The sequence below is a fragment of the Achromobacter sp. 1011811831 genome (genome assembly GCF_059760905.1).
Genome location: NZ_JCBANG010000061.1, coordinates 12023 through 25791 on the forward strand (window position 1 = coordinate 12023; position 13769 = coordinate 25791).

The 13769-nt window shown below is 68.1% G+C and carries 15 protein-coding genes; 3 read left to right on the forward strand and 12 right to left on the reverse strand.

Annotated elements, in window-relative coordinates:
• Positions 1–5: 5 nt before the first annotated feature.
• From AC6LJ9_RS20710 to AC6LJ9_RS20740, 7 genes are read right to left on the reverse strand one after another with little or no spacing between them, the layout of a single operon-like run.
• Positions 6–1160, reverse strand: coding sequence for a thiolase family protein (locus AC6LJ9_RS20710; RefSeq protein WP_498149046.1), 1155 nt, complete (start codon positions 1158–1160; stop codon positions 6–8).
• Positions 1157–3022: an AMP-dependent synthetase/ligase gene (locus AC6LJ9_RS20715; protein ID WP_498149047.1), complete on the reverse strand. Its 1866-nt coding sequence runs from the start codon at positions 3020–3022 to the stop codon at positions 1157–1159. Before AC6LJ9_RS20715 ends, AC6LJ9_RS20710 begins: the two co-directional genes overlap by 4 nt.
• Positions 3019–3843 (reverse strand): ABC transporter ATP-binding protein, encoded by an 825-nt coding sequence (locus AC6LJ9_RS20720; protein ID WP_498149048.1) that lies wholly within the window; start codon positions 3841–3843, stop codon positions 3019–3021. The genes AC6LJ9_RS20715 and AC6LJ9_RS20720 overlap by 4 nt, the downstream gene beginning before the upstream one ends.
• A 13-nt stretch (positions 3844–3856) precedes the next feature.
• Complete coding sequence (locus AC6LJ9_RS20725; protein ID WP_212312632.1) at positions 3857–5035, reverse strand: ABC transporter substrate-binding protein; 1179 nt, start codon at positions 5033–5035, stop codon at positions 3857–3859.
• Positions 5036–5075: 40 nt separating this feature from the next.
• The gene (locus tag AC6LJ9_RS20730) at positions 5076–6113 is read right to left on the reverse strand and encodes a branched-chain amino acid ABC transporter permease (RefSeq protein ID WP_498149049.1); all 1038 of its coding nucleotides are present in this window, start codon (positions 6111–6113) and stop codon (positions 5076–5078) included.
• Between the two features lie 3 nt (positions 6114–6116).
• Positions 6117–6995 carry a branched-chain amino acid ABC transporter permease gene (locus tag AC6LJ9_RS20735; protein ID WP_212312628.1) on the reverse strand — a complete coding sequence of 293 codons (879 nt, stop codon included), beginning with the start codon at positions 6993–6995 and terminating at the stop codon, positions 6117–6119.
• Positions 6995–7792, reverse strand: a complete 798-nt coding sequence (locus AC6LJ9_RS20740; RefSeq protein WP_498149060.1) for an ABC transporter ATP-binding protein — start codon at positions 7790–7792, stop codon at positions 6995–6997. Before AC6LJ9_RS20740 ends, AC6LJ9_RS20735 begins: the two co-directional genes overlap by 1 nt.
• A gap of 327 nt (positions 7793–8119) precedes the next feature.
• On the opposite strand from AC6LJ9_RS20740, the gene AC6LJ9_RS20745 reads away from it, so the two are divergent.
• From AC6LJ9_RS20745 to AC6LJ9_RS20755, 3 genes are all read left to right on the forward strand, one after another.
• The gene (locus tag AC6LJ9_RS20745) at positions 8120–8923 is read left to right on the forward strand and encodes an enoyl-CoA hydratase/isomerase family protein (protein WP_212312624.1); all 804 of its coding nucleotides are present in this window, start codon (positions 8120–8122) and stop codon (positions 8921–8923) included.
• Positions 8924–9033: 110 nt separating this feature from the next.
• On the forward strand, positions 9034–9318 hold the full coding sequence (locus AC6LJ9_RS20750; RefSeq protein ID WP_498149050.1) for an antitoxin of toxin-antitoxin stability system: 285 nt from the start codon (positions 9034–9036) through the stop codon (positions 9316–9318).
• A complete protein-coding gene (locus tag AC6LJ9_RS20755) occupies positions 9315–9602 on the forward strand; it encodes a type II toxin-antitoxin system RelE/ParE family toxin (RefSeq protein WP_498149051.1) in 288 nt (95 codons plus the stop codon). Before AC6LJ9_RS20750 ends, AC6LJ9_RS20755 begins: the two co-directional genes overlap by 4 nt.
• Positions 9603–9638: 36 nt before the next feature.
• Here AC6LJ9_RS20755 and AC6LJ9_RS20760 read toward each other — a convergent pair whose 3' ends face one another.
• The 5 genes from AC6LJ9_RS20760 to hscA form a co-directional block, all read right to left on the reverse strand.
• Positions 9639–10055 (reverse strand): DUF4399 domain-containing protein, encoded by a 417-nt coding sequence (locus AC6LJ9_RS20760; protein ID WP_498149052.1) that lies wholly within the window; start codon positions 10053–10055, stop codon positions 9639–9641.
• Between the two features lie 174 nt (positions 10056–10229).
• Positions 10230–11114 carry a methylglyoxal synthase gene (locus tag AC6LJ9_RS20765; protein ID WP_212312618.1) on the reverse strand — a complete coding sequence of 295 codons (885 nt, stop codon included), beginning with the start codon at positions 11112–11114 and terminating at the stop codon, positions 10230–10232.
• 240 nt (positions 11115–11354) lie between these two features.
• Positions 11355–11549 carry a Fe-S cluster assembly protein IscX gene (gene iscX, locus AC6LJ9_RS20770; RefSeq protein ID WP_212312617.1) on the reverse strand — a complete coding sequence of 65 codons (195 nt, stop codon included), beginning with the start codon at positions 11547–11549 and terminating at the stop codon, positions 11355–11357.
• Complete coding sequence (gene fdx / locus AC6LJ9_RS20775; RefSeq protein ID WP_212312616.1) at positions 11549–11890, reverse strand: ISC system 2Fe-2S type ferredoxin; 342 nt, start codon at positions 11888–11890, stop codon at positions 11549–11551. The genes iscX and fdx overlap by 1 nt, the downstream gene beginning before the upstream one ends.
• Before the next feature lie 9 nt (positions 11891–11899).
• The gene (hscA, locus tag AC6LJ9_RS20780) at positions 11900–13762 is read right to left on the reverse strand and encodes a Fe-S protein assembly chaperone HscA (RefSeq protein ID WP_498149053.1); all 1863 of its coding nucleotides are present in this window, start codon (positions 13760–13762) and stop codon (positions 11900–11902) included.
• Positions 13763–13769 lie beyond the last annotated feature (7 nt).

The window sequence follows — 13769 nt, forward strand, 5'->3', positions numbered from 1 at the left end:
GTCCGCTACAGCCGTTCCAGGATGGTGGCCGTGGCCATGCCGTGGCCGATGCACATCAGCTGCATGCCGAACTGTCCGTCGATGGCGCGCAACCCGGCCAGCATCTTGGCCATCAGGCCCGCACCGGTCGCGCCCAGCGGATGGCCGTGCGCGATGGCGCCGCCCCAGGGATTGACGCGCTCGGGATTGGCGCCGGTGGCGCGCAGCCAGGCCAGCACCACGCTGGCGAAGGCCTCGTTGATCTCGATCCAGTCCAGGTCGCGCAGTGTCAGGCCGGCGCGCGCCAGCGCCCGCTCGGCGGCGGGGATCACGCCCGTCAGCTGCAACACCGGGTCCGAGCCGATCGCCACCCGCGCCTTGAAGCGCGCCAGCGGACGCAGGCCGTCGGCCAGCGCGGCGTCCATGTCGGCCAGCAGCACGGCGGCGGCGCCGTCGGACAGCTGGCTGGCATTGGCCGCGGTCACGCCGCCCTGCCCCGGTGGCCGCAGCGCCGGCGCCATCGCCGCCATGCGCGCCGGATCGGTGTGTTCGCGGATGCCCTCGTCGCGCGCCGGTGCGCCAGCGGGAGCAGGCAGCAACTCATCGTGCAAGCCGGAGCCTGCCGCCGCCCAGGCCCGCGCATGGCTCAGCCGCGCCCAGTCGTCCATCTCGGCGCGCGTCAGCCCCCAGTGCTCGGCGATGCGTTCGGCGCTCTCGATCTGGTGCACCAGCGGATAGCGTTGCAGCAATGCGGGATTGAGCGTGTCGAAGCCCCGGAATTCGCCCTGGCCCAGCGTCACGTCCAGGAACATGGGCACGCGGCTCATGCTCTCGACGCCGCCGGCGATCACATAGCGCATGTCGCCGGCGGCGATGGCCTGGGCGCCGAAGTGCACGGCCTGCTGGCTGGACCCGCACATGCGGTTCAGCGACATGCCAGGCACCGTCTCCGGCAGGCCGGCCAGCATGGCGGCCAGGCGGCCGATGTTGGCGCCCTGCTCGCCCGCCTGGCTGACGCAGCCGGCGATCAGGTCGTCGACCCGCTCGGCGGGCAGCCCGGCCCGCCGCAGCAGGCCCGTCACCGCGCCGGCCAACAGGTCATCCGGCCTCGTATCGGCCCAGACGCCGCCGCGCCTGCCGAAAGGCGTGCGTACGGCTTGCACGATCACCGCTTCATTCATGCCGCGTTCTCCCCGGCGTAGAGCGTTTCGATTTCATGCGCGTAAGCGCGGTAGATGCTGGCGCGGCGCACCTTCATGGTCGCCGTGACCTCGCCGTCGTCGTGGTCCAGTTCCTTGGTCAGCAGGTGGAAGCGCTTGATCTGCGCCACGGGCGCGAGGCCCTGGTTGGCACGCGCGATCTCCTGCTCGACCAGCGCGCGCACCTGCGGATGCTCGGCCAGCGAACGGAAGTGCGTGAAGGCAATGCGGCGCGACTCGGCCCATTTGCCGACCGTGTCGAATTCCAGCTGCACCAGCGCCGACACGTACTTGCGTCCGTCCGCGATCACGATGCACTCCTTCACATAGGGACTGCCCTTGACCGCGTTCTCGATCTCGGACGGCGTCAGGTTCTTGCCGCCGGAGGTGATCATGATGTCCTTCATGCGGTCGACGATGCGCACCAGGCCGCCCTGCACCGCCACCACGTCGCCGGTGTGCAGCCAGCCGTCGCGGACGGTATCCGCCGTGGCCTGCGGATTCTTGTAGTAACCCTCGAACACCATGTCGCCGCGCACCTGCAGTTCGCCGGATTCGCCGACGCGCCAGCCCACGCCGGCAATGGGCTCGCCCACGGTGCCCACTTTGACGCGGTCGGGATGCTGGCCGAAGATCATGCCGGTGGACTCGGTCAGGCCGTAGACCTCCAGCAAGGGCACGCCGAGATTGCGGAAGTAGCGCACCACGTCGGGCGGAATCGGCGCCGCGCCGGTCATCGCCACGCGCACGCGCCGCAGGCCGATGAAGTTCTGCAAGGCGCGCAGCACCAGCCAGTACCACAGCGCATGGGTCCAACGTTCGCGCCAGCTGTATTGCGCGCGCGACTTTTCCAGGAACGGCGCGCAGGCCGCCAGCGCCCGCCGGTACAGCCATTGCTGCAGGCGTCCGGCTTCCTGCATCTTGATGGAAATCGCCGCGTGCAGTTTTTCCCAGATGCGCGGCACGCCCAGGAAGATCGAGGGCGCGACCTCGCGCAGGTCTTCCTGCACGGTGCGGATGGATTCGCCAAAATTCACCTGCGATCCCACATAGATCGGCACGAAGGTGGACAGCATCTGCTCGGCCACGTGGCACAGCGGCAGATAGGAAAGATGCACGCTGCGCGCGTCCATCTCCAGCCGCTCGGCGATGCCCCAGGCCACGCCGCGCATGTTGCGGTAGCTCAGCATCGCGCCCTTGGGCTTGCCGGTCGAGCCCGAGGTGTAGATCATCAGCCCGATATCGGCCAGGCGCTGGCCGTCCAGCGCCGCATCCAGCGCCCCCTGTTCGAGATCCTGGCGCCGCTGGCCGTCTTCCTCGACCTGCGCGAAGGTGACGATGCGCGCGCGCTCGGCGACGGCATAGGAACGCAGGCCCTTGGTCTCGATCACGACGATGCGGCGCAGGCCCGGCAGGCGGTCGGCAACCTGCAGCACCTTGTCGACCTGCTCCTGGTCCTCGCACACGACCAGTTCGATGTCGGCGTGTTCCAGCACATAGCCCATTTCCTCGGCCGGGCTGGTGGCGTACACGCCCACGGCGACCCCACCCACCGCGCCCGCGCCCATCTGCGTCAGCAGCCATTCGATGCGGTTCTCGGAGACGATGGCCACGCGCCCGCCCGGCGCCAGGCCCAGCGCGCGCAGTCCCAGGCCGACGCGGCAGGCGCGTCGCCAATATTCCACCCAGCTGCTGGGCTTCCAGATGCCGAAGTCCTTCTGGCGCAAGGCCAGCCCGTCCGGCTGGCGCCGCGCCTGCTCGCGCAGCATCTGCGGCAGCGTCAGCTCGGGCCAGGCCGGGCGCGCTTCGCCCACCACCGACATGCGGTCGCGCGCGCCGCTCATGACAGCCACCGCTTGCGGCGCTTGTAGTGCTTGATGTCGCGGAAGCCGCGCGTCTCGCCGGCGCCGCCCACGCCCAGGTAGAACTCGCGCACGTCCGGGTCCGCCGCCAGCTTGTCGGCGCTGCCGTCTATCACCACCTTGCCGGTCTCCATGATGTAGCCGTAGTGCGCCACCGCCAGCGCCACCGAGGCGTTCTGCTCCACCAGCAGCATGGCCACGCCCTGCTCGCGGTTGATGCGGGCGATGATGGAAAAGATGTTCTCGACCAGCATGGGCGACAGGCCCAGCGAGGGTTCGTCCAGCAGCATGAGCTTGGGCTGCGCGATCAGCGCCCGGCCGATGGCCAGCATCTGCTGCTCGCCGCCCGACAGATAGCCGGCCAGGCCCTTGCGCCGTTCATGCAGCCGGGGAAAGTAGCCGTACACCAGGTCGAAGTCCGGCCTGGCGTCGTGCCGCCCGGTCAGCGCGTAGGTGGCGGCCACCAGGTTTTCCTCGACGCTCAGGTCCTCGAACACGCGCCGCCCCTCCATCACGTGCGCGAGTCCCGCGCGCACCAGGTTCTGCGGCCGCGCGCCGGCGGTGTCGCCGCCGTCGAAGGCGATGCGCCCGGCCACCAGCGCGCCGTCCTCCAGGTCCAGCAGTCCCGACACGGCCTTGAGCGTGGTGGACTTGCCCGCGCCGTTGCTGCCCAGCAGCGCCACGATGCCGCCGGCCGGCACGGACAGGGACAGGCCGCGCAGCACCTGCACCGCCTTGTTGTAGACGACTTCGATGTTGTTGATGTCCAGCAGCGCGCGCGGCGCTTCCTGTCCCGGGATCATGGCCGCGTCCACCCTACTTGAGAACGATCCAGTCGGACGCCGGCACCATCTGCTTCTGCTTCACGTCGGCGCGGTAGATCCGGCCCACGGGAATGGAATTGCCCTTCATGCTGATGGGCACGCCGATCAGCCCGCCGGTGTCGAAGTCCTTGATGCCGTCCAGCGCCGCCTTCATGTTGGCCGCGCTCAGGTCCTTGCCCGCGTCCAGCGTGCGCTTGGCCGCCTCGGTGAACAGCATGGCGGCCAGGAAGCCCTGCATGTAGCCCGTGCTCTGGTACTGCGGCCGCATTTCGCGGATCTTCTTCAGCATGGGCGCGTCGGCCGCCTGGTCGTAGTAATAGCGGTAAGGCATCACGCCCATGAAGCCCTCGGCGTCCTCGCCCATCTGCATCACGGTGGAATTGTCCATGGTCCAGAAGGTGCCCATGTACTGCGTCTTCAGGCCCATGCGCTTGCCCTGCCCGACGAATTCCGGAATCGGCGCCAGCACGTAGCCGTGGAAGATGGTGTAGTCCGGATCGGCGCGGCGCAGCTTGATGACCTCGGTGGACACGTCCACGCTGCCCGGCGGCGTCATGATCTCGGTGGCCACCTTCAGGCCCAGCTTCTCGGCCACGGCGCGCGAGCTGGCGATGGGATCACGGCCGAACTCGGTGTCCGAATACACGAAGGCGACCTTGGCGCCCGGCTTTTCCTTGGCGATGTAGCGCAGCAGGATGCCGAACATCTCGGTGTAGTCCGGCCCCAGCATGAACTGGGCCGGATACTTGGCCGGGTCGTTCAACTCGGTGGCGAAGGACGCGCCGGTCATCAGGATGTTGCCCGCGCGGTTGAGTTCGGCGTTGATGGTCTTGGAAAAGCCGGTGGAATCGCCGTAGTAGAAGTTGACCTTGTTCTGGCTGGTGATCTTCTTGAAGGCGGCCACCGAGGCATCGACCTTGTAAGCGGTGTCTTCCGGCACGTAGCGCAGCTTGCGGCCCTTGATGCCGCCCTGGTCATTGACGATCTTCACGTAGTCGGTGATGCCGGCGTGGATGCCCTGGCCGGCGAAGGCGAACACGCCGCTCAGCGGGATCGAGCCGCCCAGCACCAGGTCTTCCTCGGCCTGGGCCGCGGGCGCGACGGCCAGCGCCGCCGCCAGCCCCAAGGGGGCCAGCCATTTCAACAAACCGCCTGTCGGGATGCGCTTCATGGGATGTCTCCTTGTGGTCTGCTTGTCTGCGGCGTCCGGGCTAGGTGCGGAACGGCCAGAGGTGAAAATAGCGGCGCACTCGCCGCCAGATTTCCGCGAGCCCCAGCGGCTCGAAGATCAGGAAGCCCACGATCAGCAGGCCGAACACGATGGTGCGCACGGGCGAGATCAGGCTCAGCGCGTCGCCGCCGACCGGCAGCCAGCCCACCACCAGCTTGAGCATCTCGGGCACCATGGTCATGAAGGCCGCGCCCAGGATCGATCCCAGGATGGATCCCATGCCGCCCACGATGACGGCGGCCAGGAAGAAGATCGACATGATCAGCGGAAAGCTCTCCGGCGTGACCACACGGAAGAAGTAGGCCCAAAGGCCGCCCGCCACGCCCGCGTAGAACGAGGACAGGCCGAAGGACAGCAGCTTGTAGCGCAACAGCCGGATGCCCAGCACCTCGGCGGAAATGTCGCGATCGCGGATGGCGATGAAGGCGCGGCCGATGCGCGTGCGGAACAGATTGGCCGCGCCCAGCACCATCAGCGCGGTCAGCGGCACGATCAGCCAGTAGATCCGGAACGAGGTGTCCAGGTCGACCCCGAACAGCCGCGCGGGCGGCACCTGCAGGCCGGCGGTGCCGCCGGTGAACGACCAGTTGGCGAAGATGAAGTGCGCGATGAAGGATGCGGCGATCGTGGAGATCGCCAGGTACAGCCCCTTCACCCGCAGCGACGGCACGCCCACCACCAGCCCGCCCAGCATCGCCACCACGCCGGCCGCCAGCAGGTTGAACAGCGCCGGCGTGCCCAGCCGCTGCTCCAGCACCGCCACCGTGTACGCGCCCAGGCCCATGAAGGCGGCCTGTCCCAGGCTGACCAATCCGGTGTAGCCGGTCAGGATGTTCAGCCCGGTGGCGCTGGCCACGTTGATGGCCACCAGACAGGCCAGGTACAGCCAGTAGGCGTCGGCCACGAAGGGAAACAGCGCCAGCGCCGCCGCCAGGAACAGAAGCCAGAGCCGCTGCACGCGCGTATCGAACAGCGCCTCGTCCGCCTGGTAGGTCTGCTTCGCGGTCGCGATGCGCATGGTTCAGAGCCTCTCGATTTCACGGGTGCCGAACAGGCCGTAAGGCCGGACCATCAGCACCGCCACCAGCACCAGGAAAGTGGCCAGCAGCTTGTATTCGCCGCCCAGGTAGGCGCCGGCCCAGGCTTCCAGCACGCCAATGAACAGGCCTCCGGCCAGCGCGCCGACGACGCTGTCCAGGCCGCCCACGATCACCACCACCAGCACCGACAGGCCGAACACGCCCATCGACGAGGAAATGCCGCCGATGGCGCCGACGATCACGCCCGACACCGCCGCGATCGCGCCCGCCGCCACCCAGGCCAGCGAGAACACGCGCGGCACATTGATGCCCATGGCATAGGCCGCACCCTGGTCCGCCGCGGTGGCGCGCAGGGCCACGCCGCCGCGCCAGTAACGGAATATCGCCAGCACCACCAGGATCAGCGCCGCCGCCACCCAGAAGCCGTAGAACACCTTGGGCGCCACGAACGCCTCGCCCACCATCACCGGCGAACGCGGCATGAACTCCGGCAGTCGCCGCTGGTCGGCGGTCCAGACCAGCTCGACCACGCCCACCAGGATCGAGGCCAGCCCCACCGTCACCATGAACACCGAGATCGGCGACTCGCCCAGCATCGGGCGTATGGTCAAGCGCTCGACCACCGCGCCCAACAGGCCCGAGGCCGCCACCGCGCCGGCGATGGCCAGCCAGACCGGCCATTCCATGCCGGCGGCGAAGGCATAGAACGCGTAGGCGCCCATCATCAGGAATTCGCCGATGGCGATGTTGACCACGCGGGTCGCCTTGTAGACGATCACGAAGGCCAGCGCCGCCAGCGCGTACAGGCCGCCGCTGCCCAGCCCGGCCAGCGTCACCTCCAGGAAGAACAGCCCGTCCATCAGGCCGCCTCCCGCAGGCGGCGGCGCAGGTCGCCCACGTCGCCCGCGCCCAGGTAGGCCTTGATCACCTCGGGATCGGCCTGCACCTGCGCCGGCGTGCCGTCGGCGATCACCTGGCCGAAGTTCAGCACCACCACATGATCGGACAGGTCCATGACCATGCCCATGTCGTGCTCCACCATCAGCACCGTCACGCCCCATTCGGAGCGCGCGTCCAGGATGAAGCGCGCCATGTCCTCGGTCTCTTCGCGGTTCATCCCGGCCACCGGCTCGTCCAGCATCAGCACCTTGGGCCGCATCGCCAGCGCCCGCGCCAGTTCCACGCGCTTGCGCAGGCCGTAGGACAGCGCCGACACCGGCGCGTGGCGGATGTGATCGATCTCCAGGAAATCGATGATGCGCTCCTCGATCTCGGCGCGCAGCCCCATTTCCTCGCGCCGCGCGCGGCCCAGGTAAAACAGCGCGTCCAGCACGTTGCTGCGCAGGTGCGCATGGCAGCCCAGCTTGATGTTGTCCAGCACGGTCATGCCGCGGAACAGCGAGATATTCTGGAAACTGCGGGCCAGTCCCAGCCTGGCGCGCTCGGGCGCCGGCTTGCGCGTGATATCGGCGCCCTGGAAACGGATCTGGCCCGCGGCGGGATGGTAGAAGCCGGAGATGGTGTTGAACAGCGAGGTCTTGCCGGCGCCGTTGGGTCCGATCACTGTGGTGATGGAGCCTGGCTGCACGCGAAAGCCCACGCCGGTCAGCGCCTTGATGCCGCCGAACGCCAGCGTGATCCCGTCCACCTCCAGCAAGGGAGGGCTGTCGGATTGATCCACCTGTAGTCTCCTCGCAGGGACGCGAAGTCCGCTTCTTGTCGAGCCGGCAGGCCGGCGCGCGAGGCGACGGCCCTTCGGTTTCCAGCAAATACTGGCGACAACCCGCGAGGCAGGCGATGCAACGAACCTGTCTTAACCTACGCCAATACAGCGCCGGAAATTCGTTCTATGCGTTACGCTAGCTCGGCGTGACAACAAACCAAGCAAGCGCTCGGTTCACAACATAGCATCGCGGTTTTTGGACAAGTAGCTGGTATTTACCCGGTATCTGTCCCAGCCTGCGCCCTACCCCGGAGACTCGCCATGAACACCGGTCTGCCCGCCTTCCGCACGCTCATTCTTCAAACCGGCGGCGCCGCCGCCACGCTGACGCTGAACCGGCCCGACGCGCTCAACGCCATCGACGTGGCCATGGCCGAAGACCTGCAGCGTGCCGCCCAGTGGCTGGAAACCCGCGCCGACATTCGCGTGGTCACGCTGCAGGGCGCGGGCAACGCGTTCTGTGCCGGCGGCGACATCTCGATGTTCGAAGGCGCGGCCTGCGCGGTGCGCGCATCGCTGATGGACCTGTTCACGCCGCTCAACGATTTTCTCGTGCGCGTCGCGCGCATGGACAAGGTCTGGCTGGCGCAGGTGCATGGCATCGCCGCGGGCGCCGGCCTGTCGCTGACGCTGGCCTGCGACCTGGCGATCGCCGAAGCCGGCACGCGCTTCATGACCGCGTATCTCAAGCTGGGCGCCACGCCCGATGCCGGCATGACGCACGGCCTGATGCGCACCGTGGGGCCGAAGCGGGCGCTGGACCTGCTGCTGAGGCACGATCCGTTCAGCGCCGAGGAAGCGCTGTCCTGGGGTCTGATCACCCGAGTGGCGCCGGCCGGTCAGCTGCGCGAACAGGCGGCAGCCTACGCGGGCGCCATCGCCGCCCATGCGCCGCACGGCATTGCCGGCGCCAAGCGGCTGCTGCGCTCGGCGGCGCAGGCTACGCTGGAAACCCAGCTCAGTGAAGAAACCGCGTGCTTTCTGCAAAGCGCGACGCGGGCGGATTTCGCCGAAGGCGTGGCGGCGTTCCGCGCGAAGCGGCCGCCGCGTTTCACGGGGGCTTGAGGCAGGCTACCGCAGGATGGACGGCCTGCCATCAGTCCTGCATTCATCGCAAGTCGTACATGCCGAGCCTGTACCGCCCATACTCCCCTTGGTAAAAAAAGGACTCCCACATGCCCGAAGAGACCATTTTCACCATGACCCTGGAACCCGCTCTGCACGCCGCATTCCTGGCACAGGCTGCCGCCGAGAATCGGCCCGCGTCCCAGATCGTTAGCGAACTAATGCGCGACTATGTCGCCCAGCATCAGCCGGCTAGCGGCCATGACGACTACCGACGCGGCAAGATCGACGCCGCACGCGCCTCCATGCGCGCCGGCCTGGGCCGCCCGAACGACGAGGTCGATGCCGTCTACGCCGCCAGACGCAAACGAACCGCCACGGAAGATCAGGCGTGACCGTCGTCTGGACGCCGCAAGCCGAACAGGATCGCTCTGATATCTGGGACCACATCGCCGCCGACAACGCCGCTGCCGCCGCGTGCGTGGATCAGCTTTTCAGCCTGGCTGCCGCCAAGCTCGCCACGCACCCGCGCATCGGCAAGCCTGCAGACGTTCCCGGCGTGCGCGAACTCGTTCCGCATGAACAGTATCGGCTGGCCTATGAAATCGCGCCGGACGGCACGGTATGGATCCTGGCCTTGACCCATACGGCACGCAGATGGCCGCCGCTGCACAGATGAAGTGCCAGCAAGCGGCCCGAGCCGTGCAAGACAGGACTACTTCACCGTCACCGAGATCGTGCTGCTCAGGTCCGGCCCATAAGAGCGATGCGCGCCGTCGGCGAACTGCATGGTCAGCGTGTGCTTGCCCGGCGCGAGCTTGAGCTCGGTTTCGGTCTGGCCCTTGCCGAAGTGGATATGCGTGTCGTCCGTCGGCACGACCTCGCCCTTGGGCACGGGCTTGCCGTCGACGATCAGGTGATGGTGGCCAGTGCCGGCGGTCATGTCACCGGCCGGCTTGACCGCCATGCCGTCCACACCGAACTTCACTTTCACCGGGCTGTCCACCGTGGCGCCGTCCTTGGGCTCGACAAAGTAAACCTTGTCGGCCGCCTTGGCTGCCAGACTCGCGCTCAACAAGACCGCGCCAGCCAAGCCGGCGCAAATGCGGGCAAACGATAGTGCTTGCATCATGGCATCCTCCTCGCGTTGAACAAGATGGCCCGGCCATTGTTGGCCCGAGGCCGCACAGGCGCGGCATTCATGCCGGTCCCGCGCCTATTCTCGCAGAAGCCCGCCGCCGCAAGCGTGACACTTTGCTGCGATGCAGCCTGGCTCCGCTGCCTGCCGCCGATCCGCCCTGCGGTCTCAGATCCCGCGCTTTTCCACGGCCTGCGCCCAGCGACGCGCCACCGACGGCGATGTCGCGCAGGTCGCGGACTCGGTGACCACGCGCACCGCGCGCTCCAGCAATTGGATATCCGCCTCGTGCTGGCGCGCCACGTGGGGATCCTCGAAGAAGATCACGCGCTGGCATTGATGTTCGAGCACCAGCTCGGCGATCTGCGCGTCGCCGCCCAGCGGCCCGCTCAGGTAGCGATGCACCCAGGGCTTGTCCTTGGGCCAGCCGCGCGACCAGGCCAGGTCATTGAGCCGGCCACCCGTCGTGCCGGTGGCCACGCGCCGCGCGAAACGAGACAGCACGTCGAAATGCTCGCTGGCGAAGGCAACCATCTCGTCCTTGAGCGCATCGTGGGCGATCAGGGCCAGCGTCTGGCCCTCGTAATCGAACATGCGCGACAGCGACGCGTCCGGCGTCAGGCCCGCATGCACGCGCTCGACCTCCATCCATTCGATGGCGCCGGCCAGCGTCGAGATGAACGGACGGCCATGCGTGATGCACTGCCGCTTGAGCGCCAGCGCCTCGGGGAAGATCGAGGAAGGATCGACCGGATCGATCAGGTAGATGGCGCCGTCGAACGGCGCCTGGCCGTCGCGGCCTTCGGTGACGCGCGCCACCAGCTTCATGAGCCCGCCTTCGCGGCCATAGGGATAGCGGATCAGTCCGCTATAGCCCTGCAGCATGCCCTCGCGCACGATGGCGTCGTGCGTGCGACCCACGGTATGCAGCTGCACGCCCAGTTCGCGGATGGTGGCGGAACAGGCGCGCAGCCAGGTGAACAGCGCGGCATCGGGGGTTTCGTGGTGCAGCCGGTTGGCGGCCAATCCAAAGCGCAGTTGGGCAGCGGGCATCGATAGACTCGGGTCGGAAAGCGTCAGCGGGACGCGCGGGCGCCAAACGGGCTGACAGAGCCTTGATGATACCGTGAGGCCCCGCCCAAGTGACGTCCAATGCGGCAATATCGCCGCGTGCCAGCCCGAATCCGGCGCCATCGGCGACCCGAAGCGCGTCTGGTCCCGGATTGCGGGATCCGGAATGTCAACCACAAAGAAAAACGCTCCCGTCAGGGAGCGTCGTCTTCAGCCAGCGGTTCAGTCCGCTTCGTCGATCCAGGCCATCTGGATGGCTTCCAGGATCTTCTCGCCGCTATGGGCGGGATCGTCATTGAACCCCGGCAAGGCCAGCACCCACTCGCGCAGCTGGGTGAAACGCAGCGTCTTCGGGTCCACGTCGGGATGCGCGTCGTAGAGCGCGGCGGCGATCTCGTAGGTGTCGGTCCACTTCATCAATGGCCCTCTTTGGCGTGGTTGATCGTGTACTTGGGGATCTCGACCGTCAGGTCGGCGTCGGCGACGCAGGCCTGGCACGACAGGCGCGAGGTCGGCGTCAGGCCCCAGGCCTTGTCCAGCAGGTCTTCCTCGTCGTCCGTCGCGTCTTCCAGCGAGGAATAGCCCTCCTTGACCACCACATGACAGGTCGTGCAGGCGCAGGACAGTTCGCAGGCGTGCTCGATGTCGATGTGATTGTCCAGCAGGATGCGGCAGATCGACACGCCCTTGGGCGCGTCTTCGATCACCGCGCCTTCGGGGCAGTATTCGGGGTGAGGCAGTATGGTCAGTTTCGGCATAGCTTGTTATCAGGCGATCTCGTCAAGTTTGCGGCCGGCCAGCGCCGCACGGATGCTGCGGTCCATGCGCCGCGCGGCGAATTCGTCGGTCGCGGCCGACAACGCCTCGACGGCGGCCTTGACCGCGTCTACGTCCAACAGCTCCTGCGCGCCGGCGGCGGCGCTCAGGCAATCGTCCACGCGCTTGCGCTCGTCGGCGTCCAGCAGGTCGCCGTCGGCCGCCAACGCGGCCTGCACCGACTCCACCAGCTGGCGCGCGTCGACCTGCTGCTCGCGCAGCATGCGCGCGCGCGCGTCGGAATCGGCCTGCGCCACGCTGTCTGCCAGCATCCGGGCGATCTCGTCGTCGCTCAGGCCATACGAAGGCTTGACCGAGACAGCCGCCTCGACCCCGCTGCTCTGCTCGCGCGCGGTCACGCTCAACAGGCCATCGGCATCCACCTGGAAAGTCACGCGGATGCGCGCCGCGCCCGCCACCATGGACGGAATGCCGCGCAGCTCGAAGCGGGCCAGCGAGCGGGAATCGCTCACCAGGTCGCGCTCGCCCTGCACCACGTGAATGCTCATGGCGGTCTGGCCGTCCTTGAACGTGGTGAATTCCTGGGCGCGCGCCACGGGTATCGTGCTGTTGCGCGGAATCACGCGCTCCACCAGGCCGCCCATGGTTTCCAGGCCCAGCGATAGCGGAATGACATCGAGCAGCAACCAGTCTTCGCCCGGCGCCCGGTTGCCGGCCAGCAGGTTTGCCTGCAGCGCGGCGCCCAGCGCCACCACCTGGTCGGGGTCCAGGTCGGTCAGTGGCGTCGTGCCGAACATCTCGCCCACGGCCGCGCGGATCACGGGCATGCGCGTGGCGCCGCCCACCATCACCACGCCGCGCACGTCGGCGGGGCGCAACTCGGCGTCGCGCAAGGCGCGGCGCGCGCAATCCAGCGTGCGCTGCACCAGCGGCGGGGCCAGCGATTCGAATTGCTGCCGGCTAAGCGCGAGGTCCAGCTCGCGGCCATCCGACAAGGTCAGGCGCAGGCGCGTTTCGTCGGTATCGGACAGCGCTTCGCGCGCCGCGCGCGCCGCCACCAACAGCGCGCGGCGGTCGGCCGGCGGCAGTTCGGCGGAACCCAGGCCGCTCGCGGCATGGTCGGCGATCAGCGCATCGAAGTCGTCGCCGCCCAGGGCCGTGTCGCCGCCGGTGGAGATCACTTCGAACACGCCGTGCGTCAGGCGCAGGATGGACACGTCGAACGTGCCTCCGCCCAGGTCGTAGACCGCGTACACGCCTTCGGCGGCGTTATCCAGGCCGTAGGCGATGGCGGCGGCGGTGGGTTCGTTCAGCAGGCGCAGCACGTTCAGGCCGGCCAGCCTGGCGGCGTCGCGCGTCGCCTGGCGCTGCGCGTCGTCGAAATAGGCGGGCACCGTGATCACGGCGCCAACCAGGTCGTCGCCGAGGACGTCCTCGGCGCGCTGGCGCAGCACGGCCAGGATCTGGGCGGACACTTCCACCGGACTCAGGTCGCCCTGCACCGTGCGGATGCGCACCATGCCGGGCGCGTCCACGAATTCATACGGCGCGCGCGAGGCCCGCGCCTCTTCCAGCGTACGCCCCATGTAGCGCTTGACCGACACCACGGTGTTCAACGGGTCCAGCGCCTGCTCGGCCAGCGGCTCGCGGCCGGTCGTGACCCGGCCGCCGGGGAAATAGCGCACCGCCGAAGGCAGCAGCGCATGGCCTTGCTCGTCGCGCAGGACTTCGGCCACGCTGCTGCGCACCGCGGCGACCAGCGAATTGGTGGTGCCGAGGTCGATGCCCACCGCCAGCTTGCGCTGGTGCGGCGCGGGCGATTCGCCAGGCTCGGAAATCTGCAATAAAGCCATGATTGTG